Origin of the sequence: Halothiobacillus sp. DCM-1 (assembly GCF_045689735.1) — a bacterium.
In the GTDB taxonomy this organism is placed as follows: Bacteria; Pseudomonadota; Gammaproteobacteria; order Halothiobacillales; family Halothiobacillaceae; genus Halothiobacillus.
Genome location: NZ_CP142685.1, coordinates 503,185 through 524,872, shown reverse-complemented (window position 1 = coordinate 524,872; position 21,688 = coordinate 503,185). Strand labels below are relative to the sequence as shown.

Annotated in this window: 21 protein-coding genes; 11 read left to right on the top strand and 10 right to left on the bottom strand. The window is 59.1% G+C overall.

Annotated features, from left to right (window positions below):
* Window positions 1–17 precede the first annotated feature (17 nt).
* From VOI35_RS02510 to VOI35_RS02485, 6 genes are all read left to right on the top strand, one after another.
* Window positions 18–920 (top strand): DUF6662 family protein, encoded by a 903-nt coding sequence (locus VOI35_RS02510; protein ID WP_407276331.1) that lies wholly within the window; start codon window positions 18–20, stop codon window positions 918–920.
* A gap of 7 nt (window positions 921–927) precedes the next feature.
* A complete protein-coding gene (locus tag VOI35_RS02505; protein WP_407276330.1) occupies window positions 928–1,464 on the top strand; it encodes an FMN-binding protein in 537 nt (178 codons plus the stop codon).
* A 3-nt stretch (window positions 1,465–1,467) separates the two neighbouring features.
* Window positions 1,468–2,283, top strand: a complete 816-nt coding sequence (locus VOI35_RS02500; protein ID WP_407276329.1) for an FAD:protein FMN transferase — start codon at window positions 1,468–1,470, stop codon at window positions 2,281–2,283.
* Window positions 2,273–2,743: a hypothetical protein gene (locus tag VOI35_RS02495; RefSeq protein ID WP_407276328.1), complete on the top strand. Its 471-nt coding sequence runs from the start codon at window positions 2,273–2,275 to the stop codon at window positions 2,741–2,743. The genes VOI35_RS02500 and VOI35_RS02495 overlap by 11 nt, the downstream gene beginning before the upstream one ends.
* Window positions 2,744–2,799: 56 nt before the next feature.
* Window positions 2,800–4,200 (top strand): protoporphyrinogen oxidase, encoded by a 1,401-nt coding sequence (gene hemG / locus VOI35_RS02490; RefSeq protein WP_407276327.1) that lies wholly within the window; start codon window positions 2,800–2,802, stop codon window positions 4,198–4,200.
* A gap of 63 nt (window positions 4,201–4,263) precedes the next feature.
* Complete coding sequence (locus VOI35_RS02485; protein WP_407276326.1) at window positions 4,264–5,295, top strand: diguanylate cyclase domain-containing protein; 1,032 nt, start codon at window positions 4,264–4,266, stop codon at window positions 5,293–5,295.
* 111 nt (window positions 5,296–5,406) lie between these two features.
* Here the strand turns inward: VOI35_RS02485 and rpoS are convergent, their stop codons facing one another.
* Window positions 5,407–6,426 (bottom strand): RNA polymerase sigma factor RpoS, encoded by a 1,020-nt coding sequence (gene rpoS / locus VOI35_RS02480; protein ID WP_407276325.1) that lies wholly within the window; start codon window positions 6,424–6,426, stop codon window positions 5,407–5,409.
* A gap of 302 nt (window positions 6,427–6,728) precedes the next feature.
* On the opposite strand from rpoS, the gene VOI35_RS02475 reads away from it, so the two are divergent.
* From VOI35_RS02475 to hflD, 5 genes are read left to right on the top strand one after another with little or no spacing between them, the layout of a single operon-like run.
* On the top strand, window positions 6,729–7,928 hold the full coding sequence (locus tag VOI35_RS02475) for a RimK family alpha-L-glutamate ligase (RefSeq protein WP_407276324.1): 1,200 nt from the start codon (window positions 6,729–6,731) through the stop codon (window positions 7,926–7,928).
* Window positions 7,925–9,052, top strand: a complete 1,128-nt coding sequence (locus VOI35_RS02470) for a phosphoserine transaminase (RefSeq protein WP_407276323.1) — start codon at window positions 7,925–7,927, stop codon at window positions 9,050–9,052. The genes VOI35_RS02475 and VOI35_RS02470 overlap by 4 nt, the downstream gene beginning before the upstream one ends.
* A 24-nt stretch (window positions 9,053–9,076) precedes the next feature.
* Window positions 9,077–9,541 (top strand): NUDIX domain-containing protein, encoded by a 465-nt coding sequence (locus VOI35_RS02465; protein WP_407276322.1) that lies wholly within the window; start codon window positions 9,077–9,079, stop codon window positions 9,539–9,541.
* Window positions 9,538–10,683 (top strand): tRNA 2-thiouridine(34) synthase MnmA, encoded by a 1,146-nt coding sequence (gene mnmA, locus VOI35_RS02460; protein ID WP_407276321.1) that lies wholly within the window; start codon window positions 9,538–9,540, stop codon window positions 10,681–10,683. Before VOI35_RS02465 ends, mnmA begins: the two co-directional genes overlap by 4 nt.
* Window positions 10,684–10,700: 17 nt before the next feature.
* Complete coding sequence (hflD, locus tag VOI35_RS02455; protein WP_407276320.1) at window positions 10,701–11,336, top strand: high frequency lysogenization protein HflD; 636 nt, start codon at window positions 10,701–10,703, stop codon at window positions 11,334–11,336.
* A 93-nt stretch (window positions 11,337–11,429) separates the two neighbouring features.
* Here the strand turns inward: hflD and VOI35_RS02450 are convergent, their stop codons facing one another.
* The 9 genes from VOI35_RS02450 to nuoG are packed head-to-tail and all read right to left on the bottom strand — an operon-like array spanning window position 11,430 to window position 21,686.
* Window positions 11,430–11,750 (bottom strand): DUF2818 family protein, encoded by a 321-nt coding sequence (locus tag VOI35_RS02450; RefSeq protein ID WP_407276319.1) that lies wholly within the window; start codon window positions 11,748–11,750, stop codon window positions 11,430–11,432.
* A 25-nt stretch (window positions 11,751–11,775) separates the two neighbouring features.
* Complete coding sequence (gene nuoN / locus VOI35_RS02445) at window positions 11,776–13,218, bottom strand: NADH-quinone oxidoreductase subunit NuoN (protein WP_407276318.1); 1,443 nt, start codon at window positions 13,216–13,218, stop codon at window positions 11,776–11,778.
* A gap of 8 nt (window positions 13,219–13,226) precedes the next feature.
* On the bottom strand, window positions 13,227–14,750 hold the full coding sequence (locus VOI35_RS02440; protein WP_407276317.1) for an NADH-quinone oxidoreductase subunit M: 1,524 nt from the start codon (window positions 14,748–14,750) through the stop codon (window positions 13,227–13,229).
* Between the two features lie 27 nt (window positions 14,751–14,777).
* Entirely contained in the window at window positions 14,778–16,736 is a 1,959-nt protein-coding gene (gene nuoL / locus VOI35_RS02435; RefSeq protein ID WP_407276316.1) for an NADH-quinone oxidoreductase subunit L, read from the bottom strand.
* A 4-nt stretch (window positions 16,737–16,740) separates the two neighbouring features.
* The gene (nuoK, locus tag VOI35_RS02430; protein ID WP_407276315.1) at window positions 16,741–17,046 is read right to left on the bottom strand and encodes an NADH-quinone oxidoreductase subunit NuoK; all 306 of its coding nucleotides are present in this window, start codon (window positions 17,044–17,046) and stop codon (window positions 16,741–16,743) included.
* On the bottom strand, window positions 17,043–17,681 hold the full coding sequence (locus VOI35_RS02425; protein WP_407276314.1) for an NADH-quinone oxidoreductase subunit J: 639 nt from the start codon (window positions 17,679–17,681) through the stop codon (window positions 17,043–17,045). Before VOI35_RS02425 ends, nuoK begins: the two co-directional genes overlap by 4 nt.
* Before the next feature lie 25 nt (window positions 17,682–17,706).
* Complete coding sequence (gene nuoI / locus VOI35_RS02420) at window positions 17,707–18,195, bottom strand: NADH-quinone oxidoreductase subunit NuoI (RefSeq protein ID WP_407276313.1); 489 nt, start codon at window positions 18,193–18,195, stop codon at window positions 17,707–17,709.
* Window positions 18,196–18,213: 18 nt separating this feature from the next.
* Window positions 18,214–19,272: an NADH-quinone oxidoreductase subunit NuoH gene (gene nuoH, locus VOI35_RS02415; protein ID WP_407276312.1), complete on the bottom strand. Its 1,059-nt coding sequence runs from the start codon at window positions 19,270–19,272 to the stop codon at window positions 18,214–18,216.
* Window positions 19,272–21,686 carry an NADH-quinone oxidoreductase subunit NuoG gene (gene nuoG, locus VOI35_RS02410; RefSeq protein WP_407276311.1) on the bottom strand — a complete coding sequence of 805 codons (2,415 nt, stop codon included), beginning with the start codon at window positions 21,684–21,686 and terminating at the stop codon, window positions 19,272–19,274. The genes nuoH and nuoG overlap by 1 nt, the downstream gene beginning before the upstream one ends.
* Window positions 21,687–21,688 lie beyond the last annotated feature (2 nt).

Here is a 21,688-nt window from a genome sequence, read left to right as displayed (position 1 = left end):
CCACTTGGAGCCTTTGCATGAAATTCAAGAAAACTCTCCTGGCCAGCGTGATGGGCTTTATGCTCGGCAGCCAGTTGCCCACCGCCGCCGCCGATGAAAACCTGCTGGGTTACACCACCGGCGCCGAAACCCTGCCGCAAGGCGCCAATGAGCTGTATTTCTGGAACACCCACCACTGGGGCAAGCGCCAGGGCAGTTATCAGGCCGATTACTTCCGGCTGGAGTACGAGCGCGGGATCACCAACGACTTTTCTGCCTCGATTTATCTGAACGGCTACCGGCAGAAATACAGCGGCAGCCCCGTCCCGGGGGAAATTGACGGCTCGCTCAGCCAGACCAAGCTCTCGGGCGTCTCGATCGAAGTCAAGAAAATGCTGCTCTCGCCCTATAAAGATGATCTCGGCGTGGCGCTGTATGGCGAGTTGACCTACGACACCATCGATTCGATCACCGGCAACAAAATCACCGGCTGGGAGCTGGAAAACAAACTGATTTTGCAAAAGCCGTTCATGGACGGGCAGTTGCAGTGGCTCACCAATATCGAGCTGGAAATGGAAACGGCGCGCGATCATCAAAGCGATCAATGGGAAAGTGCGATCGCCCCCCGCTTGCGCTCGGGTGTGTCGTACCGCTTCGCCCCGAACTGGTCTATTGGCGCCGAAGGTTGGGTGGATATGGAGGTGCTGAACGCCGCCGCAGACCCAAACGAGCCGGGCAGTGGCGGCTGGGAATTCGATCACTGGGATTTCTTCGCCGGCCCGAGCATTCATTACGGCAGCAAAAATTGGTGGTTCACGCTGACTTACGCCAAACAATGGGCAGGATCGAGCGAGCAACCGGGCGCCAATAACCGCACCGATCTGCATCTGGCCGACCACGAACGCAACGAGCTGCGCCTGAAAATCGGCTACAACTTCTGAGGCGGTCATGCGCTATACCCCGTTGTTTTTTCTCGCACCGATGGTGCTGGTGCAGGCGCAGGCCAATGAATACTTCAGCACGGAAACGGCGCAAAAAGCCCTGTTCCCGGCGGCCACCAGCTTCACGGCCAAGCCCCTGGCGCTGGATGACGCGGCGCGGGATGAGATCGAGCGGCTCAGCGATGTCCGCCAGCGCTGGAAGGAGCAGCCCGTCTGGGAAGCCTTCGACCAGCAGAAGTTTCTGGGCTGGTACATCGAAGACCGCGTGATCGGCAAGCACGAATTCATCCGTTATGCGCTCGCCATTTCCCCAGCGGGCAAAGTGATCGGCATAGAGATCATGGAATATCTGGAAACCTATGGCGATCAGGTGCGGGAGGCGAGCTGGCGCGGGCAATTCATCGGGCGCGATGAGCACAGCGGCTTCAAGCTGGGGCGCGATATTCAGAATATCAGCGGCGCCACGCTGTCTTGCCGTAACCTGACCAACGGCGTCAAGCGGTTGCTGGTATTGCAGCAGCTATATCTCAAACCACCGGGCTGAGTCATGACCAGAAAACCCACGCTCGAACGGCTGCGGCCAGCGCTCGGCACCTTCGTGCGGATCAACGCCTCGGCCGACAGCCGCGCGCAGCTCGAACGGGCGCTCGCCGCCGCATTCACTGAAATCGAAGCGGTAGAAGCGCGCCTGAGTCTGTTCCGCCCCGACAGTGACTTGAGCCGCATCAATCAGCGACGCGACGCCGTCAGCGTCCATCCGCAAACCCTGCGCATCCTCCGGCTGGCCTGCCGCATGGCGGAACAAAGCCAGCATCGCTTCAACCCGACCGTCGGCGGCGCACTGGTCGCACGCGGTCGCCTGCCCGATCAGGGCGGCGATCTGCTGCCGGTCGGTTGCGCGGCGGATATCCTGATTCACGGCACTACCGTCAGCTTAAGACGACCGATGTACCTCACACTGGACGGCATCGCCAAGGGCTGGGCGGTCGATCGTGCCATCGCCACCCTGCGCGCGCACGGGGTGCGCGAGGCCACGGTCAATGCCGGTGGCGACTGGCGCTGCATCGGCCGCAGCGAAGCGATTACCCGCCCGCACCCCGACGGCACGCTCTGGCTTGGCCGGTTGAGCCAGGGCGCCTGCGCCACCTCAGCGGCTGGGCTTGATCCCAAGCGCTTTCCTGCCTTACTCATGGCCGATGACCAGCCAGTCAGCCACGGGGTCTGGACGGTCATTGCCCCCACGGCCTGGCAGGCCGATGCACTGACCAAGGTGGCGGCCGCCGGTGCGGATGCGGCGGACTGGGTGGCGCGGTGTGGCGGTCAACTCCTCGCCGCCGAGGGGATTCTCCCCCATGCAGCCTGACTACTTCCGTCGCCCCCGGTTATGGCCGAAATTTGCCGAACAGGGGTATCCCAAGGCTTTTGCCCCGATCCTGCTCGTCGGCTTGCTAGGCCTGTTCCTGAGCGGCGCCCTGCTGATTCCGGTTTTACTGACTTACCGCTGGGAACTCGATCTCCCCTGGGTACCGCGGGGCGGCTGGCGGCAGGGCATCACCGCCGTGCATCACATCGCGGGCTATTGGGTCGTCGGGCTGGCGGGTGCACTTTGGATCGTGCATGCCCGTGCCGGGTTGTTACGCCGGCAACGCCACCACAGCGGACGCGCGCTGCTTGGTCTGATTCTTATGCTGTTATTCAGCGTTCCACTCCTGCTGTATCTCAGCGATGAAACCCTGCTAACTTGGGCGGCAACCGCCCACACCCTCGCTGGTTTGGGATTACTCATGATGTTTCTGGCGCATGCTTGGCCTCGGCATCGCTGAAATAGCGCCGCGTGCAGTCGCTATACTGTAGCGATTTTCCTGACGAGACCCACGCCATGACCGAGGCCAATCCTTCCCTTGATTATTTGATCGTTGGCGCTGGCGCCACCGGCCTTGCCGCTGCGTATTACGCGACCGCTGCCGGTCAACGCGTCACCCTGCTGGAAGCCGCGCCGCGCGTCGGCGGCGCCACTGGCACCCTGAACACCGAGGGCTGGCAAACCGAAACCGGGCCCAATAGTCTGATGCAAAGCCCGATCCTCTCAGAGCTGATCGCCGCCTTGAATCTGGCTGATGACATCGTGCTCGCCAATCCGCTGGCCAAAAAACGCTTTGTCAGCCGTCATGGTCATCCCGTCGCCCTGCCGATGGGGCCGGGCAGCCTGCTGAGCAGCCCGCTGTTCGGCTTTAACGATTGGTGGCATTTGCTGAAAGAGCCTTGGGTCAAACCCGCAACGCAGGAAGAATCCATCGCCGATTTCGTGCGCCGCCGCCTCAGCCAGGGCTTTCTGGACTGGGCGGTCGATCCGTTCGTCTCCGGCGTTTATGCGGGCGACCCGGAACGGCTTTCCGCCTGGGCCGCCATCCCGAAACTGCGCGCGCTCGAAGCCGAACATGGCTCGCTGATTCGCGGGGGCATTGCCCGGATGCGCGCAGCCAAGCGCCAACCCGCCCCGCCGATGAACCCGAAAAAAGGCAGCCTGTTCAGCTTCCGCCGGGGGTTAGCCACCCTCACCGACGCGCTGGCCGACGCCACCCGCCAAACCGGGCTCGGGCAGATCGAAACCAGCACAGCCGTCTGCGGGCTGACGCCGCCGACCGCGCCCGGGATGCCCTGGGTCGTGCAGACGACCGATCAGCGGCAATGGCAGGCGACCCAACTGCTGCTCGCCACGCCCGCCTGGCATAGCGCCGAATGGATCGCGCCTTTCGATCCCGCGCTTGCCGAGGCGCTGAGCGCCATTGAATATCCCGCCGTCACTGCCGTGGCGCTGGGTTTTCCCCGCGACGCCGTCGCCCACCCACTCGATGGCTTCGGCTTGCTGATTCCCTCGCGCGAAGGCAAGCACACACTGGGCGTTCTGTTTTCCTCCACCCTGTTCCCGGAACGCGCGCCGGAGGGGCATGTCCTGCTCACCGCCTTCATCGGTGGACGACGGCGACCCGAAGCTGCCGAGGGCTCAGATAGCGATCTGGTTCAGCAGATTCTGGCCGACCTCGCGCCGATTCTGGGCATCCGGGGAAGACCCGTCTTCCAGCGTATTCAGCGTTGGCCGCGCGCCATTCCGCAGTACGAACTCGGCTATCTCGCATTGCAACAACGCATCGATGCGGCGCTTGTCCACCACCCCGGTTTGCAACTCGGCGGCAACTGGCGTCAGGGCATTGCCGTGGGGGATTGCCTCGCTCAGGGCAAGGCACTCGCGCTGGGCGCCCAAAACCAGCCAGTGCCCTGATTTGGCGCTGATTTTGCTTCAGTGTCTTCAGGGGCAAGTTCATGCCCCGAACAGGAGCGTGTGATGCAAACCCCCAACGATCTACGCGATTCGGACATCGTGTTACTTTCGATCCTCGCCCGGGAAACGGACTTGCCGCGCTTTTTCAAAATTGCCGCCAACGCGGCTGCCAAGGTGGTCGGCGCCGACGGTGCCGGACTGATCATCGCCCAGAGCAACCGCCTGAAATATCGATTCTTTGAAGGCTTGCCGGCGAAATATATCGCCCTCACCCAACACCCGTTCGATCGGGATAAGGGCGTTGCCGGCGCGGCGCTGGCACAAAATCACCCCTTGTTCATCGACGATTATCCGGCCAGTGATCTAGCCATGCCGGCCTTTGTCGATATCGGGCTCCAAGCCAGCCTCAGCATTCCGATTCGCCAATCGGATCAAATTGAGGCAGTGCTTGCACTTTCTTGGTTCAAACCAGTGACCGAACCGCTCTCTTTACGCCAATTGAGTCTGGCCACCCTGTTCGCTGATTTCATTGGCACCGCCCTGTACCGCGACAAAATCGAACAACACCTCAACCAACTGGCGCACAGCGACCCTCTGACCGGCCTGCCCAACCGCGCCGGCTTTTATCAACTGATGGATCAAACCCTGCTGCGCGCGCAGGAAGGCGACCGGCGCACCGCCCTGGTCATCATCGACATCGACAATTTCAAAACCGTCAATGACACCCTCGGTCATGAGTTTGGCGACCGCTTGCTGCAAGAACTCAGTAACCGCCTGCGCGAAGCCCTGAGCCCGGAAGATCACATCGCCCGCCTGGGCGGTGACGAACTCGCCATTCTGGTGCAGTCCGCCCGCACACTTAAAGACCTGCAAGACATCGTGCGGCGCATTGCGCAGGCCACATTTTTACGGATTGGACGCGAGGGCGAATATGTCCGCATTTCCGGCAGCATCGGCGTCTGCGAGATTCACCCCAAGGAAACTCGCAACCAGAATGCGCTGATGTGCGCGGCGGACTCCGCGATGTATCAGGCCAAACGCGCTGGGGGCAATAGCGCAGTCTTTGCGCCCCCGTTGTTTGACGACGATCAATAAAACTGGCTTCAAAAAACCAGAGCCTGTCCTGTCAACGACAGGGCTCCGGGGCGCGCGAAGAGAGAACCGCCATGCCTCGCCGGTCGGGGGCATGGCGGAGTGGGATTCTGCTCAATCCGTCGAGAACAGCGCTTCGGCAGAAACCCCGGCATTCTTTGCCAGAATACGCAGCCGACGCACCGAATCAAGCTGGATCTGCCGCACCCGCTCGCGGGTCACCCCCATCAGCGCACCAACTTCTTCGAGAGTTTGCGCCTCATAGCCCCGCAAGCCGTAGCGACGGCACAGCACCTCCCGCTGCTTGGCATCGAGTTGTGCCAACAACCGATCCAGCACGACCTGCACCCCTTGCTCGTGCAACAGCTCGTCGGGTTCCCTGGCCTGCTCATCGGGAATGAGATCGAGCAGCGAAAAATCGCCCTCACCGCCCAATGGCCGGTCAAACGATGACTGACGCTCGTTGTAGGCCAGAACCTTAAGCACGCCATCGACAGGGCGATCCATGTGCTCGGCAATCTGCTCGGCCGTTACTTCCGCATTTTGCGTCTGGGCAATTTGCCGCGCCGCGCGATTGAGGCTGTACATTTCTTTCACGACATGCACAGGCAACCGCACCGTGCGCCCCTGATTCATCAGGCCGCGCTCGATGGTTTGCCGAATCCACCAAGTGGCATAGGTGGAAAACCGGAAGCCGCGCTCCGGATCAAATTTTTCCACCGCACGCATCAGCCCAAGGTTGCCTTCTTCGATCAAATCCAGCAGATCCAGCCCCCGGTTCATGTACCGTCGGGCAATTTTGATGACCAGCCGAAGATTACAAACGATCATTTTTTGCCGGGCGGCGCCATCGCCCTGCTGCGCCAGGCGAGCATACCGCACCTCTTCCTCGGCGGTGAGCAGCCGTTCGGTTTCGACTTCATTCAGATACAGCCGGATCGGATCGGTCGATTCACTATCGCCCGTCTCAAAGCGGGCGGCGGAACCCGCCTCGTCTGCGGCATCCTGGTCAGCCAGTAGCAATGCCTCAGCCGTCTCCTCGTCAAATCCGAAATCGACCGCATCGGTGATCGGAAATTCGTCGGTCGAAGCCGCCGGTGATTCCGCGACAGGATGGTAGTGCTGTGAACCCATGATCGAATCCTCCACGAAATCCCGAGTGTTTTACTCGTATAAGGTTTGCACAAATACGAACCGTCATACAAGGATTTTTCGGCAATAACCCGATGAAATTTCCTCATGAACGGCGAATTTCACTAGATGCCTAACAAAATGCACAATTTATGTAGATGATACCCGCGCTGGGGAAAAAAGTTCCACGCCCGTAAAAAAACACCAAACGCGCCGCCGTGTTCTCCTGCCGCACTCGCCCGAGTGTTAGCATCCGAAGGTGACGAGGTTTCTGTACTCTGGTTCACCCCCTGAAAGGACGCCCCATGACCGACGCCGCCCACACGCCCTATCTTGGCTTGGCACCATTTCTGCGTGCCAGCATTGCGGGGGTTGATCTGCGCCCCCTGGCCCAACAATCGCTGCTGGCCGTTCAACAGGGACCGACGAACGCGGCGCACTGGATGAACCTGTCCACCCTGCTGTTCAGCCTCGATCAGCGCGAGGCCGCCTTTGCCTGTCAACGCGAGGCGTTGGCGCTGACCCGCCTGTTCTCGATCCCACCCGAATCCGGCATTCGTCGGCGCTTGCTGCTGATTTGCATCGCCGGGGATATCGCCGCCAATACCCCGCTCGACTGCCTGCTCGAAGGAACCGATATCGAGCTGCTGTACTATTTCGCTACGCTTGAAGCGCCTCTGCCCGACCCCTGCCCGCCGCATGATGCGCTGTTCATGGCCTGCGGCTACAGCACCGAACACGCACCGCTATTGCAGCGTCTGGTTGAACATCTCGCCCACTGGCCTGTTCCGGTACTCAATCATCCCGCGCGGCTCCAGCGCACCGAACGAGACCAGGCCAGCGCCTGCCTCGCCAATCTCCCCGGGGTACTGATGCCCAGGAATCTGGCGGTGAGCCGCACAGCGCTCGCAGAAATCGCGCAGGGTGCCATCTCAGCGCAGGCAACATTCGCCCTGGATTTTCCCTTGATCATCCGCCCGCTCGATTCCCACGCGGGGCGGGATCTGGCTCGACTCGACACCCTCGCTGCACTGTCGGATTACCTCGCGGCACACCCACAGCCGGATTTCTTCGTGGCGCCGTTCATCGACTACCGCAGCGCCGATGGCCAGTACCGAAAATTCCGGATCGCATTGGTTCGCGGACAAGCCTTTGCGGCTCATCTGGCGATACGCGATCACTGGATGATTCATTACCTGAACGCCGGCATGTATGAAAATGCCGCCAAACGCGCCGAAGAGGCCGCCTTCATGGCGGGTTTTTCCGACTTTGCCGCACGGCACCGCGAGGCGCTGGCGGCGATTGCCGAACGCATGGGGCTTGAGTATGTTTGTTTCGACGGCGCCGAACTGCCGGATGGCCGTCTACTGATTTTTGAAATTGACCATGTCATGGTGGTTCACGCGATGGATCCCATCGACTTGTTTCCCTACAAACCGGCCGCCATCCAGAAGATCATGGAGGCCTTCCGGCAATTACTCGAACCTTCGGCACACATCGCATGAGCCCGTTGATCAATCCCAATAACGCGCACAACTTCTCCGGCGGCCCCGGTGCCTTGCCGCAGTCGGTACTCGAACAGGTTCAACAGGCGATTCTGTGCGAGCCGGATACGGGGTTATCGATTCTCGGCATCAGCCATCGCTCCGACTGGTTCGCTGGCGTGCTGGCCGAGGTGCAGCAGAACATCCGTCAACTGCTCGGCATTGACACGAATTACCAGGTGCTGATGCTGCAAGGCGGTGCGACTCAGCAGTTCTCCCAAATTCCGATGAGCTTTTTGAACGGACAGGCCACGCCGCCGGATTATCTGTGCACCGGTTACTGGAGCCGCAAGGTGCTGGGCGAGGCCGAGCGCAGCGCGCGCCTGCGGGTGGTCTGGTCCGGCGCCTCGAGCGACTACCGCCGCCTGCCAGAAGATGCGGAGCTGGCTTTTGCCCCCGATGCCCCCTATCTGCACTATGTCTCGAATGAGACGGTCGAAGGACTACAGTTCCACCGGCTGATCGGCCACCCGGATGTCCCCCGCTTTTGCGATATGTCCTCCGATTTTCTCTCGCGCCCCATCGACGCCACGCAGTTCTCGTTCATCTATGCGCATGCGCAAAAAAACCTCGGTCCGGCCGGGGTGACGCTCGTGCTGCTGCGCGAGGAATTACTCGAACGCATGCCGGATCAAGGGCTGCCCGGCTGGCTGGACTATCGCCAACAGGTACGCGCGCAGTCCAATTACAACACCCCGCCCGTCTTCGCGATTTATGTCGTGCTCCTGGTCACCCGCTGGCTGCTGCATGAGATCGGGGGGCTCGCGGCCATGCACGCCATCAATCAACGCAAGGCCGCGCGGCTCTACGACCTGCTCGATGCCAGTGACGGGTTTTATCAAGGGCGGGCAGCGCCGCCGGATCGCTCTTTGATGAATGTCGTATTTACTCTGCCCACCCCGGAACTGACCGCCGACTTTCTCGCCGCCGCCCAACGCGCGGGTTTCTACGGCCTGAATGGCCATCGTGCCATTGGCGGCATCCGGGCCTCGCTCTACAACGGCCTCGGCCTGCCCGCCGTCGAGGCACTGATCGATTTCATGCAGTCGTACCAACAGCAGGCGACGACCCGGCGTTGGGGTTGAGTCATCCGCGGCTATAATGCCCGCATGAATACCCAGTCACGACCGTTGAGCGCGATTACCGTCGCCGGCATCATTCACCGAGCCGGTCGTTTCCTCTTGGTCGAAGAATCCATCGCCGGTCAGCGGCGGTTCAATCAACCGGCAGGGCATGTCGAACCCGGAGAATCCTTGCTCGATGCCGTGGTTCGGGAAGTGCGAGAGGAAACCCGCCATCCCTTCACCCCAGAAGCCCTGTTGGGGATTTACCACCAGAATGCCGCCTCGGGCGCGCGCATTCTGCGGGTCTCGGTGATTGGCTCGGTCGGCGCACCCGACGATGCCCCCCTCGACTCGGGGATTCTCGGCGTGCATTGGCTCTCGCCCGAGGCGTTGAGCACGCCGGATTATCCGCCGCGCTCGCCCTTCGTCCTCCAATGCATTCAGGATTTTCTTGCGGGCGAACGACACGACCTGCGCCTGTTGCATAGCCTCTTGGCGCCAACCGCATGACCCGGATGGCCTCGTTCCCTCCGCTGCCCGATGGACAAGGACGCAAGGTAATCGTCGGCTTATCCGGCGGGGTGGATTCCTCCGTGGTCGCACTGCGCCTGCAGGAGGCGGGTTTTGTGGTCGAAGGGCTGTTCATGAAGAACTGGGAAGGCGACGACCACGACGAATACTGCGCCGCCAAAGCCGATATGCTCGATGCCCTCGCGGTGGCCGATCGGCTCGGGATCGAATTTCATTTTGTGAATTTCGCCCAGCAGTACTGGGATCGGGTCTTCGCACATTTTCTGGACGAGTACCGCGCGGGGCGCACCCCAAACCCCGATATTCTGTGCAACCGGGAAATCAAGTTTCGGGCGTTTCTCGACCACGCGCAGGCGCTAGGCGCCGACGCGATTGCCACAGGGCATTATGCCCGCGTCGAGCAGGCGGCTTCCCATGGCCGTACCCGCCTGCTCAAAGGCTTCGATGCCAACAAGGATCAAAGCTACTTTCTCCATTTGCTGGATACAACCCAGCTTGATACCGCCCTGTTTCCGATTGGCGACCTGGCAAAACCGCAGGTGCGGGCAATCGCCGAAGCCGCTGGTCTGAAAACCGCCCAAAAAAAAGACTCCACCGGCATCTGTTTCATCGGTGAACGCCGCTTCAGCGATTTCCTGCAAACCTATCTGCCCGCGCAACCCGGCGACATCATCACCCCAGCCGGCCAGATCATAGGCCAGCACCAAGGGCTGATGTATCACACCATTGGCCAACGACAAGGGCTGAAAATTGGCGGGCTGCGCGATCACAGCGATACACCGTGGTATGTCGCGGGCAAGGATCTCGCCCACAATCGTCTGCTGGTTGTCCAGGGGCAAGATCACCCCGCCCTGTTCGCCCCTGCGCTCCGCGCGGCGCAAGCCCACTGGATCAATCCGGTCGAACTGCCCTTGCGTGCCCACGCGAAGATTCGCTATCGCCAGGTCGATCAACCCTGTACGGTCTTTGCCGGGGAGTCCGGTGGCCTCAAGGTCGTGTTCGACACCCCGCAACGCGCCATCACGCCCGGACAATCCATCGTGTTCTATGCCGGGGAAGAATGCCTAGGGGGCGCCATTATCACCGCCGCAGAACCTCTGCCCGACTTTCCCGTGAATTAACGACTCCACACAACATCATGGCTAAACATACCGTTGAAGATCAAACCATTGCCTTGGCCGCGCTCTTGCAATGCGCCCGATTGGTGCATCAGCTCGCCTATCAGGGGCAGGTCGAAAATACCACGGCCATGCACACCGTCATCCGCAGCCTGTTCACCTTTGATCCCAAAGACACCGCCGACACCTATGGCCAACTGTTGAATCTGCACCTCGGCTTTGAGACGCTCATCAAGCTCCTCGCGGGGGGGCAACGCAGCCCGAATGATGCGGAGCTAATCCGCTATGGCGTCACCCTCGTCAATATCACCCAGGCATTCATGGCGGATGATCGACGCAGTCAGCAGGTGTTCAACCGGCTCACGGCGCTGAAACCGAGCTTCGAAGCACACGGCCTCGACGATGCCCTGATGACCGATCTCGACCAGCTTTACCGGGAAGTCATCAGCAGCTTGCCCACCCGGATGGTCATCAATGGTGAGCAGCGTTTTCTGGAAACCCCGCGTATTGCCCACCAGATCCGCTCACTGCTGCTTGCGGGACTTCGAGCCACCGTGCTGTGGCGACAAGTCGGTGGCAGCCGCTGGGCGCTGATCTTCAAACGCGGGCAATACTTGAAGGCGGCCAAAAAACTCAGTATTGGTCACGACATTTAAGCGACGACACGCTCAAACAGCACCGCCCCATCTCAAAAACAAAAAAAGGCACCCCAAGGTGCCTTGATTGCATTGATGCGCCCCCGCAACCGGTCAGCGCGTGCTGAATTGCCGACGCAATTGATACTGCCAAATGAATCCGGGCGCCGCAAAAGTGCCAAACATAAACAAGGTCACGACCCAGAATTCCCAGGGTTTATGCTGGATCCCACCAATCGCGTTTTCGAAATACAGGCCGATGCCAATGCCAACGGCATACCACACCAGCCATTCAACCAACCGGAACCAGAACGGCTTGCGCTCGCCCGCCCGAACCACCGGAATCAACAAAAACAGGCGTTGGTTGAGGAACGCCAGATTGGCCAACACGAATAACGCCAGAATATAGCCCTGTACCAGGGTATCGTTAACCATCCGTTCTCCCGCAATTCAAGAGGCTTCAACCCGCGAATGCCTGCGCCGCCAAAGCAGTCAACCAAGTGGGATACAGTCCCAAAATCAGTACCACAAGCCCCGTGATGGCTAACACGCCACGCACCGAGCCGTCTGGATTGACCGCCGTTCGATCAATCGGTTCATCGAAGTACGCAAATTTCACCGCGCGCAGGTAATAAAACGCCCCGATGACGGAGGTCACCACCGCGAAAACGGCCAGCCAGGACAGACCAACCCCCACAATCGCCTGCAATACGGCCAGCTTCGCCCAGAATCCGAGGGTGAAGGGAATCCCGGCCATCGAGAACATCAACAGCAAAAAGACAAACGCCATGACCGGGCTCCGATCATTCAAGCCCCGCAGATCATCGAGCTGCTCTGCCTCATAGCCTTGACGCGCCAGCAGCAAAATCATGCCGAAGCCCCCGAGGGACATCACGACATAAGCCAGGGTGTAGAACAAGGCTGCCGAATAACCCGCCGTCGTACCGGAGAGAATGCCGAGCAGCACGAAACCGACATGGCTGATGGTGGAATAAGTGAGCATCCGCTTGAAGCTGGTCTGTGCAATCGCCACGACATTCCCGATCGCCATCGACAGCATGGCCGTCACGATCAGGATCGGCTGCCAATCCACCATCAGCGTGCCCATGCCATCGACCAGCAGTCGAACCAACATCGCCAAAGCCGCAATTTTTGGGATCGTGGCCAGATACAGCGTCACCGCCGTGGGGGCGCCCTCGTACACATCCGGCAACCACATATGAAAAGGCGCGACCCCCAGTTTGAAGATTGCCCCGATCACGATCAGCACAACCGCGGTTTTCAGCGCCAGGTCATGCTGAGGATGCGCCAAAGCGGCGGCGATATCCGTCAGCATCAAATGCCCACCGGTCACGCCATACAGCAACGACAGGCCATACAGCAGCAACCCGGAAGCCAGGGCGCCCAGCACGAAATACTTCATGGCCGCCTCGGATGCCCGCCCGTCATCGCGCTTGAAGGCTGTCATGGCATACATCGACAGCGACATCAGCTCTAACCCAAGGTAGATCAGCAGCAAATGATTCGCCGACACCAGAATCATCATGCCCAGCAGCCCCGAAAGCGCCAGCATGTAATATTCCCCCTGATCGATCCCACGATCTTTGAGATACCCGCGCGACAAGATCAACACCAGCCCGAGGCCAGCATACAGCGCCAATTTCATCAGATCGGACATCGGATCGTTGACGACCATGCCGCCAAAACTCAGGCGCACCTCGGCACTCATGCCAAACAGGGTGATCAGGAAGAGGACAAACAGCGTGGCCAATGAGAGCACATAGCTGAGCATTCGGCCAGACTTCGGCAAAAACGGATCAAGCAGCAAAATCACGCAGACCATGCCCGCCAGAACGATTTCCGGCAGCACAGGCATCAAGGACAAAGAACTTACCGTAGGCATAGCGGGTATCACAATTTAGAAGTAAGCGCTTGCTGCGCCAAATGTTCAATGGTCGCGTGCATCAAGTCGAGCAGCGGATTGGGCCACACGCCCATCAAAATAATGAGCAGCACCAAACTACCCAACATCCAGGCTTCCCGCGCGTTGAGATCCTTCAGACCGGCTACCGCGGCGCTCGCCACCTCCCCGAAAATCACCCGCTTGACCATCCACAAGGTATAGGCCGCGCCGATAATCAGGGTGAGCGCGGCGGCAAAGGCAATCCAGAAATTCGCCTTGAAGGCCGCCAGAATCACCATGAATTCCCCCACGAATCCCGATGTGCCCGGCAAACCGACATTCGCCATCGCGAACACCACGACCATGGCAGCAAACCAGGGCATGGTGTTGACGACACCGCCATAGGTGCTGATTTCCCGGGAATGCAGCCGGTCATACAGCACGCCAATCGAGAGAAACATCGCGGCCGAAATCAGACCGTGAGAGATCATTTGCACCATCGACCCTTCCAAGGCCAGGCGCACCCCGCTGTGATTCAGGTTGATCGGGTTGGCCGCGATCAGAAAGATGATAAACAGACCCAGGGTGACGAATCCCATGTGCGAGATCGAGGAATACGCGACCAGTTTCTTCATATCGCCCTGCACCAGCGCCACGAAGCCGATATACACAATGGCCACCAGCGACAGCGCAATCATCAAGCCATCGAGTAGCGCCGAGGCATCCGGGGTGATGGGCAAGGAGAACCGCAGAAAGCCATACCCCCCGATTTTCAACATGATCGCGGCCAGAATCACCGAACCGCCAGTCGGCGCTTCCACATGCGCGTCGGGCAACCAGGTATGTACTGGCCACATGGGGATTTTGACGGCGAAAGCGATCAAGAACGCCAAGAAAATCAGTACCTGCTCCGTCATGGAAAGCGGGAGTTGCTGCATGTGCAGAATCGAAAAGCTATCGCCTTTGAAATACATGTAGATCAAGGCGATCAACATAAAAACGGAACCGAGGAAGGTGTACAAGAAGAACTTGATGGTGGCGTACACCCGCCGCGGCCCGCCCCAAATCCCGATAATCACAAACATCGGGATCAACATGCCCTCGAAAAAGAAGTAGAAAACAATGGCATCGAGTGCGGCAAATGTGCCATTCATCATGCCTTCCATGATGAGAAATGCCGCCAGATACTGATGCACCTTGTCCTGGATGACTTCCCAGGCGGAAATAATCACGATCACCGTCGTCATCGTGGTGAGGATAATCAACGGCAGCGAAATCCCATCAACCCCCAGATGGTAGTGAATACCAAATTGCGGAATCCAGGCTGCGCGCTCGACAAACTGCATGGCATAGGTGTGCAGATCAAAAGCGGGCAACAACGCCAGGCTCAACGCCAGCACCAGCACGGCGCTGATCAACGAAAACCAGCGCGCCGCCGTGGGGCACCGAGCCCCAAAGGCCATGACCAGTACCCCGGCAAGAACAGGCAGCCAGACGATCAGACTAAGCATCGGCCAAGAAAAATTAGGCATGAATCCAGCATCCATCCAAAACGAGGGTCAACGAACAAACACAATCCAGGTCATCAGCCCGATCAGCCCCAAAATCATCACAAAGGCATAGTGATAGAGATAACCGGTCTGAAGTTTGCGCCACTGCCCGGAGAGCGCCGCGACGAGCGCCGCCGTGCCATTGACCAGCCAGCCATCGATCACCCGGACATCCCCGACACGCCACAACCCTCGACCCAACACCCGGGAACCAGCACCAAACACGACATTGTTGAAATCATCAAAGCCGTACGCGCCATCCAGAATGCGTTTTGGCCAGGCCAGCACCCGCGCAGTCAATGCCGGCAGGGTATCCGGTTGCCAGAGATACATCAGCGCGGCCAGAGCCACCCCCGCCAGCGAGAGCCACACCACGGGCGAGGTAAGCCCATGCAGCAGCATCGCTGCCGCCCCATGGAAATGCGCCTGTAGGCTGGCCATGGCGCCATGCTCCGGCATCACCTTGATCGATTCACCAAAGAAACCACCAAACAATAACGGCTCGATCGCGAAGTAGCCGACGATCAGCGACGGCACCGCCAGGGCAATCAGCGGCCAGGTAACGACCTTCGGGGACTCATGCAAGTGCGAACGGGTATGCTCATCCATTCGCTCTTTGCCGAAAAACACCAGGAAAAACATCCGGAAAGTGTAAAACGCCGTCACAAACACCCCGAGCAGTACCGCCCAATACGCGAAAGTGGCACCGGGCAGGTTCGAGGCTTCGACCGCCATAATGATGCTGTCTTTCGAGTAGAAGCCTGCCGTTCCCGGAAAACCGATCAATGCCAGCGAGCCGATCAGGAAGGTGACGAAGGTCACGGGCATGTATTTCCACAGGCCGCCCATCTTGCGAATGTCCTGCTCGTGGTGCATGGCGATGATGACCGACCCGGCGGCGAGGAACAGCAGCGCCTTGAAGAAGGCATGGGTCATCAAGTGGAAAATTGCCGCGGAATAAGCCGAGGCCCCCAAAGCCACCGTCATATAGCCCAGCTGCGACAGGGTGGAATACGCCACCACCCGCTTGATGTCGTTCTGCACCAGGCCAAGCAAGCCCATGAACAACGCCGTCACCGCGCCAATCACCATGATGAAGGACAAGGCGGCATCCGACAGCTCATACAGAGGCGAAAACCGCGCCACCATGAAAATACCGGCCGTCACCATCGTCGCGGCGTGGATCAAGGCCGAAATGGGGGTTGGACCCTCCATCGAATCAGGCAGCCAGACATGCAGGGGCACCTGTGCCGATTTCCCCATCGCGCCGATGAATAGCAAAATTGCAATGACCGTCGGCAAGGACCAGTCCACACCGGGCCACACCTGAATGGTCGTGCCAGCCAATGCCGGCAGGCGCTCAAAAAATGTGGCGTAATCGACGGTATTGGCATACATCAGAATTGCCGCGATTCCGAGTAAAAACCCAAAATCGCCGACCCGGTTGACCAGAAAGGCCTTCAGATTGGCAAAAATTGCGGTCTCTCGCTTGAACCAGAACCCGATCAGTAAATAAGAAACCAGACCCACCGCTTCCCAGCCGAAAAACAACTGCATCAGGTTGTTGGCCATGACCAGCATCAGCATCGAAAAGGTGAACAACGAGATGTAGCTGAAAAAGCGTTGGTAGCCCGGATCATCGGCCATATAACCGATGGTGTAGATATGCACCATCAAGCTGACGCCGGTCACGACCACCATCATCAAGACCGTCAGGTGATCGATCAGAAAGCCCACATCAAAGTGGAAACTGTCTGTCGCCGCCCAGGTATATACCGCGCCATTGAAAGTCGGCAGACCACCCCAAACATGCTGATAGAAGCTGTAGAGCGATAAGCCAAAGGAAATAGCGACTCCGATGATCGTGACCCAGTGCGCGCCTGAACGACCGATTTGCCGACCGAATAAACCGGCAATCAGGGCACCCATCAGCGGCGCGAGAATAATGGTCAGGTAGATTTTTTCCATTCCCTCAACCCTTCATCGCCGTCAGGTCTTCCACATTGATCGTGCGCCGATTACGGAACAGCGTCACCAAAATGGCCAGGCCAATCGCCGCTTCGGCAGCGGCCACAGTCAGCACAAAAAACACAAAAACCTGACCGTTGATATCGCCCAGGAAGTGCGAAAACGCGATGAAGTTCACATTGACCGCCAAAAGCATCAACTCAATGGCCATCAAGAGAATCAGGACATTCTTCCGGTTGAGGAAGATACCCGCCACGCTGATCGAAAACAGAATGGCGCCGAAAATCAGAAATTGCGACAAACTGATCATGCCTGCTTTTCCCCTACATCCGCATCCGCAACGACCGGTCGGCTGGCCGGCATCGAGACAATCCGCAGACGGTCATCACGACGCACCCGCACCTGGGCATCGATGTTTTGATACAACACCCCATCGCGTTTGCGATGCGCCAATACAATCGCGGCCACAATCGCCACCAGCAAAATGAATGCCGCGATTTCAAATGGATACACAAAATCGGTATACAGCACCGAGCCGAGTGCCAAGGTATTGGCCGTCTCTGCTGGCGCGGGTGCAGGTGCCGGGTAGACGCCCAAGCCAAAACTGTGGGCACCGACAACCAGACCCAGCTCGATCACCATTACCAAGGCCACAAAAACGCCGACGGGCAAGTTGCGGACAAATCCCTCCCGCAAGGGCGCGAGATTGATGTCGAGCATCATAACCACGAACAAGAACAGCACCATCACCGCGCCGACATAGACAAGAAGCAGCACGATGCCGAGGAACTCGGCCTCCATCAAAATCCAGACCAGCGCGGTCGAGAAAAAAGTCAACACCAGAAACAGAGCCGCATGCACCGGGTTTTTCACGGAAACGACCCGAATGGCCGACAGCACCGCCGATGAAGCAAACACATAGAACAAAAACTGATACAGCGTCATGCTGAGGCTCCCATCGGACGCAATCTTAACGGTACGGCGCGTCAGCCAGCCGATCGGCGGCAATCTGCGCTTCAAGGCGATCGCCGAGTTCCAGCAACCGTTGCTTGGTCATGATCTGCTCACCGCGTTCCTCGAAGTGGTATTCGAAAACCCGCGTTTCGACGATCGAGTCCACCGGACAGGCTTCTTCACAAAAACCGCAGTAGATACATTTGAACAGGTCGATGTCGTACCGCGTCGTGCGGCGCGTCCCATCCTCGCGCTGTTCAGATTCGATGGTGATGGCCAGTGCCGGACATACCGCTTCGCACAATTTGCACGCAATGCACCGCTCCTCGCCGTTGGCATAGCGCCGTAACGCATGCAAGCCCCGAAAACGCGGGGACTGCGGCGTTTTTTCTTCCGGATACTGCACGGTGAATTTTCGTCCGAAGAAATACTTGCCCGTGACGGACAAGCCCAGAAACAGTTCCCACAAGAACCAGGTTTTGACGAATTGCTTGATTTGCTTCATGGCCTTACCTCGTCAAACTTACGCGAACCACGGGCCAACGCGGAAATACACCAACACACCCTCGACAAAAATCCACAAGATCGTGACCGGAATAAAGATTTTCCAGCCAAGCCGCATGATCTGATCGTAACGGTAACGGGGGAATGTCGCGCGGAACCATAGGAACAGGAACAACAACAGCGCGATCTTAATGAAAAACCAGAGAATCCCCGGCACCCAGGCGAAGGCCGCCGCGAGGAAAGTTCCCTCAAACGGCGACAACCAGCCCCCCAGGAACAGGATGGCGGTCAAAGCCGAGATCAGAATCATGCTGGCGTATTCCGCCAACATGAACAGCGCGAAGGTGATTCCGGAATATTCCACATGGAAACCAGCCACGATTTCGGACTCCCCTTCGGAAATATCGAACGGTGCCCGATTCGTTTCCGCAACGCCCGACACGAAATACACAACGAACATCGGCAAGAGCGGCAGCCAGTACCAGTGCAACAAACCACCGGACTGATTTTCCACGATCTGGGACAGGTTCAGGCTCTTGGCCGCCATCAGCACCCCGACCAGCGCGAACCCCATCGCCAATTCATAGGCAACCTTATGCGCCGCCGAGCGCATCCCACCGAGCAGGGCGTATTTCGAATTTGATGCCCAACCCGCCAGAATGACGCCATAGACGCCCGCCGCACCAATCGCCAGTACATAAAGCAGGCCGGCATTGACATTCGCCAAAACCCAGCCCTTATCAAACGGGATCACCGCCCAGGCGACAAACGAAGCCACCAGGATCAACACCGGCGCAAGGTAAAAAATGAAGGTATTCGCCACCTTCGGCGTGATGATTTCCTTGAACAGCAGTTTGAACACATCGGCAAAGGGCTGAAACAACCCCATCGGCCCGACTCGGTTCGGGCCGATCCGCACCTGCATGTAGCCAATGACTTTGCGTTCGAAATAGGTGAGATAGGCCACCGCAATCACGAGGGGCAGCAAGATCAGCAGCACACCAACCGCAGTTATGACGAGATACTGCCAATCTGCGGGCAGCCAACCGAGCCAGGGAGAAAGCGCCTGAGTCAACATCAGTGCACCTCCCGTGTGATATGGACGCGACCCATGCGCGCCGGCAATTCCGCCGATTGCGCGGTCACGGGGATCACGACACTGCCCGGCTGAACCCCTTCATCCAACACGACCGGCAGTATCACTGCGGCCTCTGCTTGCTGAACCTTCAACCGATCACCGGCGACAAAGCCAGCCTTAGCCGCATCCGCCGGATTCATCAGACAACTGCGGTGCCGGACGGCCAGCTCAGTCAAATGCAGCGGAGCTGCTCGACGAACGACCGGATCAACCGAATAGGGGGAGAGGGGCGCCCAGCGCAGCCAGCCATCCGCCGACTGGGGACGCACGACCGCGCCCAGGACATCCGTGTGATTGGACAGCATCACTTGCGCACACTGAGCCTGCAACTCATCCCGCACCTGACCGGCATCCAGATAGTCAAACCCGGCCAGATCCCACAAGTTGCCGAGTACGCGCAGAACTTTCCAACCCGGCCGCGCCTGTTTGAAGGCACCGACCACCCCGCGCTGGGGCTGCCAGCGGCCCTCACCGTTGACCCAGGTACCGGCCGTTTCGGCGGCAGAACCGATCGGCAACAAAACATCCGCCACGGCACGCAGCGCCGGCGTATCGTAAGCGGTCAGACAGACGACACATTCCGACTGAGCCAGCGCCTCAAGGGCTGATGCACCTAGCACGGTATCCAGTCCGGGTTCCAGGCCAAACAGCATCATGGCGGGCTTGGGCTGCTGAAGCAGCGCCAACGCATGATCGCCGATACCGACAGAAGACTGGCCGCCCGGCAGGCGATGCGGCACGGCACCGGCCAACCAGGCGCCCGCCGCATTCGAACCCTGCGGGATGACCGATAAGGTGGCGCCGGTGGCCTTGGCAATTTGCGCCGCCAAGTAACGGATGGCGCCAAAATGCGGATCTTGCTGAACCAGAGAACCCAGGATGATGGCCGCGGCATCGGTGCGTTGCAGATCCGCCAGAACGGCAGCCACCATTCCGGCCGGCGCGGCGCCTTCACCCAGATTTTCCGGCAGACTGACGCCCGCCGCGCGCGCCAAAGCGATCATGAAATCCAGCATGCCCGTGGCAGCCGCCAGAGGCCATTGCTTGGCCGCGAAGGTGAGTGCCTGCTCATACGGATGAACGACATGCAGTGTAGCCCGGCCTTCGGTCGCTGCCTGGCGCAACCGATGCCCCAATAGTGGGATCTCTTCACGCACGCTCAAGCCGAGGGTCAGAACGACCTTTTGCTGAGCAAACGCCGGAATATCCATCCCGAACCACGGCATCACGGGGTCGCCCAAGTCGGCAGAAAAGTCCTCTTGGCGCAGCCGATGATCGACATGGTTAGACCCCAGTCCGCGAACCAGTTTCTGGAACAGGTACAACTCTTCCAGACTGGATTGCGGGCTGATCAAACCGCCCACCGCCGACGCGCCCTGCTGTTGAATGATGCTTTGCAACCGGTCGGCGACATGACCCAAGGCCGTATCCCAATCGGTGGCCTGCCATTCCCCTGACCGCTTGATCATCGGTTGCGCGAGGCGATCATCGGTAAAGAGTCCGGTGTAGGCAAACCGGTCGCGGTCGGCAAGCCAGGTTTCATTGATGGCGTCATTTTCCCGCGGCACGGTACGCATGATGCGCCCGTCACGGGTATGAAAATAGAGATTGGAACCAAACGCATCGTGGGTGCCGATATGGGGCTGTTGCACCAGCTCCCACGGGCGCGCGGTATAACGCGACGGCTTGGCGGTCAGCGCCCCTACCGGGCACAGATCGATGACATTGCCCGACAACTCCGAAGTCACGCTTTTGGCAATGTAGGTTCCAATTTCCATGTGTTCGGATCGGCCGACAGCACCCAGCTCTTTCAACCCCGCAATTTCCTCGCCGAAACGGACACAGCGCGTGCAATGAATACAGCGCGTCATATCCGTGGCGATCAGCGCGCCAATATCTTTGTCCTTCACGACGCGTTTGGTTTCCGAATACTGCCCGACGCCTTCGCCGTAGCCCATCGCCAGGTCTTGCAGTTCGCACTCCCCCCCTTGGTCGCAAATCGGGCAATCTAGGGGGTGATTGATCAGCAAAAACTCCATGGTGGCGCGCTGTGCCGCCAACGCCTTCCGGCTACGGGTTTGTACCCGCATCCCTTCTGAAATCGGCGTAGAACAGGCCGGTAGGGGCTTGGGTGCCCGCTCAACTTCGACCAGGCACATCCGGCAATTGGCCGCGATCGAGAGTTTACGGTGGTAACAAAACCGGGGGATGTTGATCCCTGCCTGATCGGTCACTTCGATCAGCATGTCTCCTTTCCGGCCTTGCAGCCGATGACCATCGACCTCGATCGTAATCAGGTCTTCGTGCAGCACTTCAGAACCGGCTGCCAGACTGCTTTTCGCTTGATGGCTCAAGT

Bases quoted from the DNA above. Each gene is read 5' to 3' on its own strand.
- VOI35_RS02510 (WP_407276331.1), top strand. From the start codon at position 18: ATGAAATTCAAGAAAACTCTCCTGGCCAGCGTGATGGGCTTTATGCTC.
- VOI35_RS02505 (WP_407276330.1), top strand. From the start codon at position 928: ATGCGCTATACCCCGTTGTTTTTTCTCGCACCGATGGTGCTGGTGCAG.
- VOI35_RS02500 (WP_407276329.1), top strand. From the start codon at position 1,468: ATGACCAGAAAACCCACGCTCGAACGGCTGCGGCCAGCGCTCGGCACC.
- VOI35_RS02495 (WP_407276328.1), top strand. From the start codon at position 2,273: ATGCAGCCTGACTACTTCCGTCGCCCCCGGTTATGGCCGAAATTTGCC.
- hemG (WP_407276327.1), top strand. From the start codon at position 2,800: ATGACCGAGGCCAATCCTTCCCTTGATTATTTGATCGTTGGCGCTGGC.
- VOI35_RS02485 (WP_407276326.1), top strand. From the start codon at position 4,264: ATGCAAACCCCCAACGATCTACGCGATTCGGACATCGTGTTACTTTCG.
- rpoS (WP_407276325.1), bottom strand. From the start codon at position 6,426: ATGGGTTCACAGCACTACCATCCTGTCGCGGAATCACCGGCGGCTTCG.
- VOI35_RS02475 (WP_407276324.1), top strand. From the start codon at position 6,729: ATGACCGACGCCGCCCACACGCCCTATCTTGGCTTGGCACCATTTCTG.
- VOI35_RS02470 (WP_407276323.1), top strand. From the start codon at position 7,925: ATGAGCCCGTTGATCAATCCCAATAACGCGCACAACTTCTCCGGCGGC.
- VOI35_RS02465 (WP_407276322.1), top strand. From the start codon at position 9,077: ATGAATACCCAGTCACGACCGTTGAGCGCGATTACCGTCGCCGGCATC.
- mnmA (WP_407276321.1), top strand. From the start codon at position 9,538: ATGACCCGGATGGCCTCGTTCCCTCCGCTGCCCGATGGACAAGGACGC.
- hflD (WP_407276320.1), top strand. From the start codon at position 10,701: ATGGCTAAACATACCGTTGAAGATCAAACCATTGCCTTGGCCGCGCTC.
- VOI35_RS02450 (WP_407276319.1), bottom strand. From the start codon at position 11,750: ATGGTTAACGATACCCTGGTACAGGGCTATATTCTGGCGTTATTCGTG.
- nuoN (WP_407276318.1), bottom strand. From the start codon at position 13,218: ATGCCTACGGTAAGTTCTTTGTCCTTGATGCCTGTGCTGCCGGAAATC.
- VOI35_RS02440 (WP_407276317.1), bottom strand. From the start codon at position 14,750: ATGCCTAATTTTTCTTGGCCGATGCTTAGTCTGATCGTCTGGCTGCCT.
- nuoL (WP_407276316.1), bottom strand. From the start codon at position 16,736: ATGGAAAAAATCTACCTGACCATTATTCTCGCGCCGCTGATGGGTGCC.
- nuoK (WP_407276315.1), bottom strand. From the start codon at position 17,046: ATGATCAGTTTGTCGCAATTTCTGATTTTCGGCGCCATTCTGTTTTCG.
- VOI35_RS02425 (WP_407276314.1), bottom strand. From the start codon at position 17,681: ATGACGCTGTATCAGTTTTTGTTCTATGTGTTTGCTTCATCGGCGGTG.
- nuoI (WP_407276313.1), bottom strand. From the start codon at position 18,195: ATGAAGCAAATCAAGCAATTCGTCAAAACCTGGTTCTTGTGGGAACTG.
- nuoH (WP_407276312.1), bottom strand. From the start codon at position 19,272: ATGTTGACTCAGGCGCTTTCTCCCTGGCTCGGTTGGCTGCCCGCAGAT.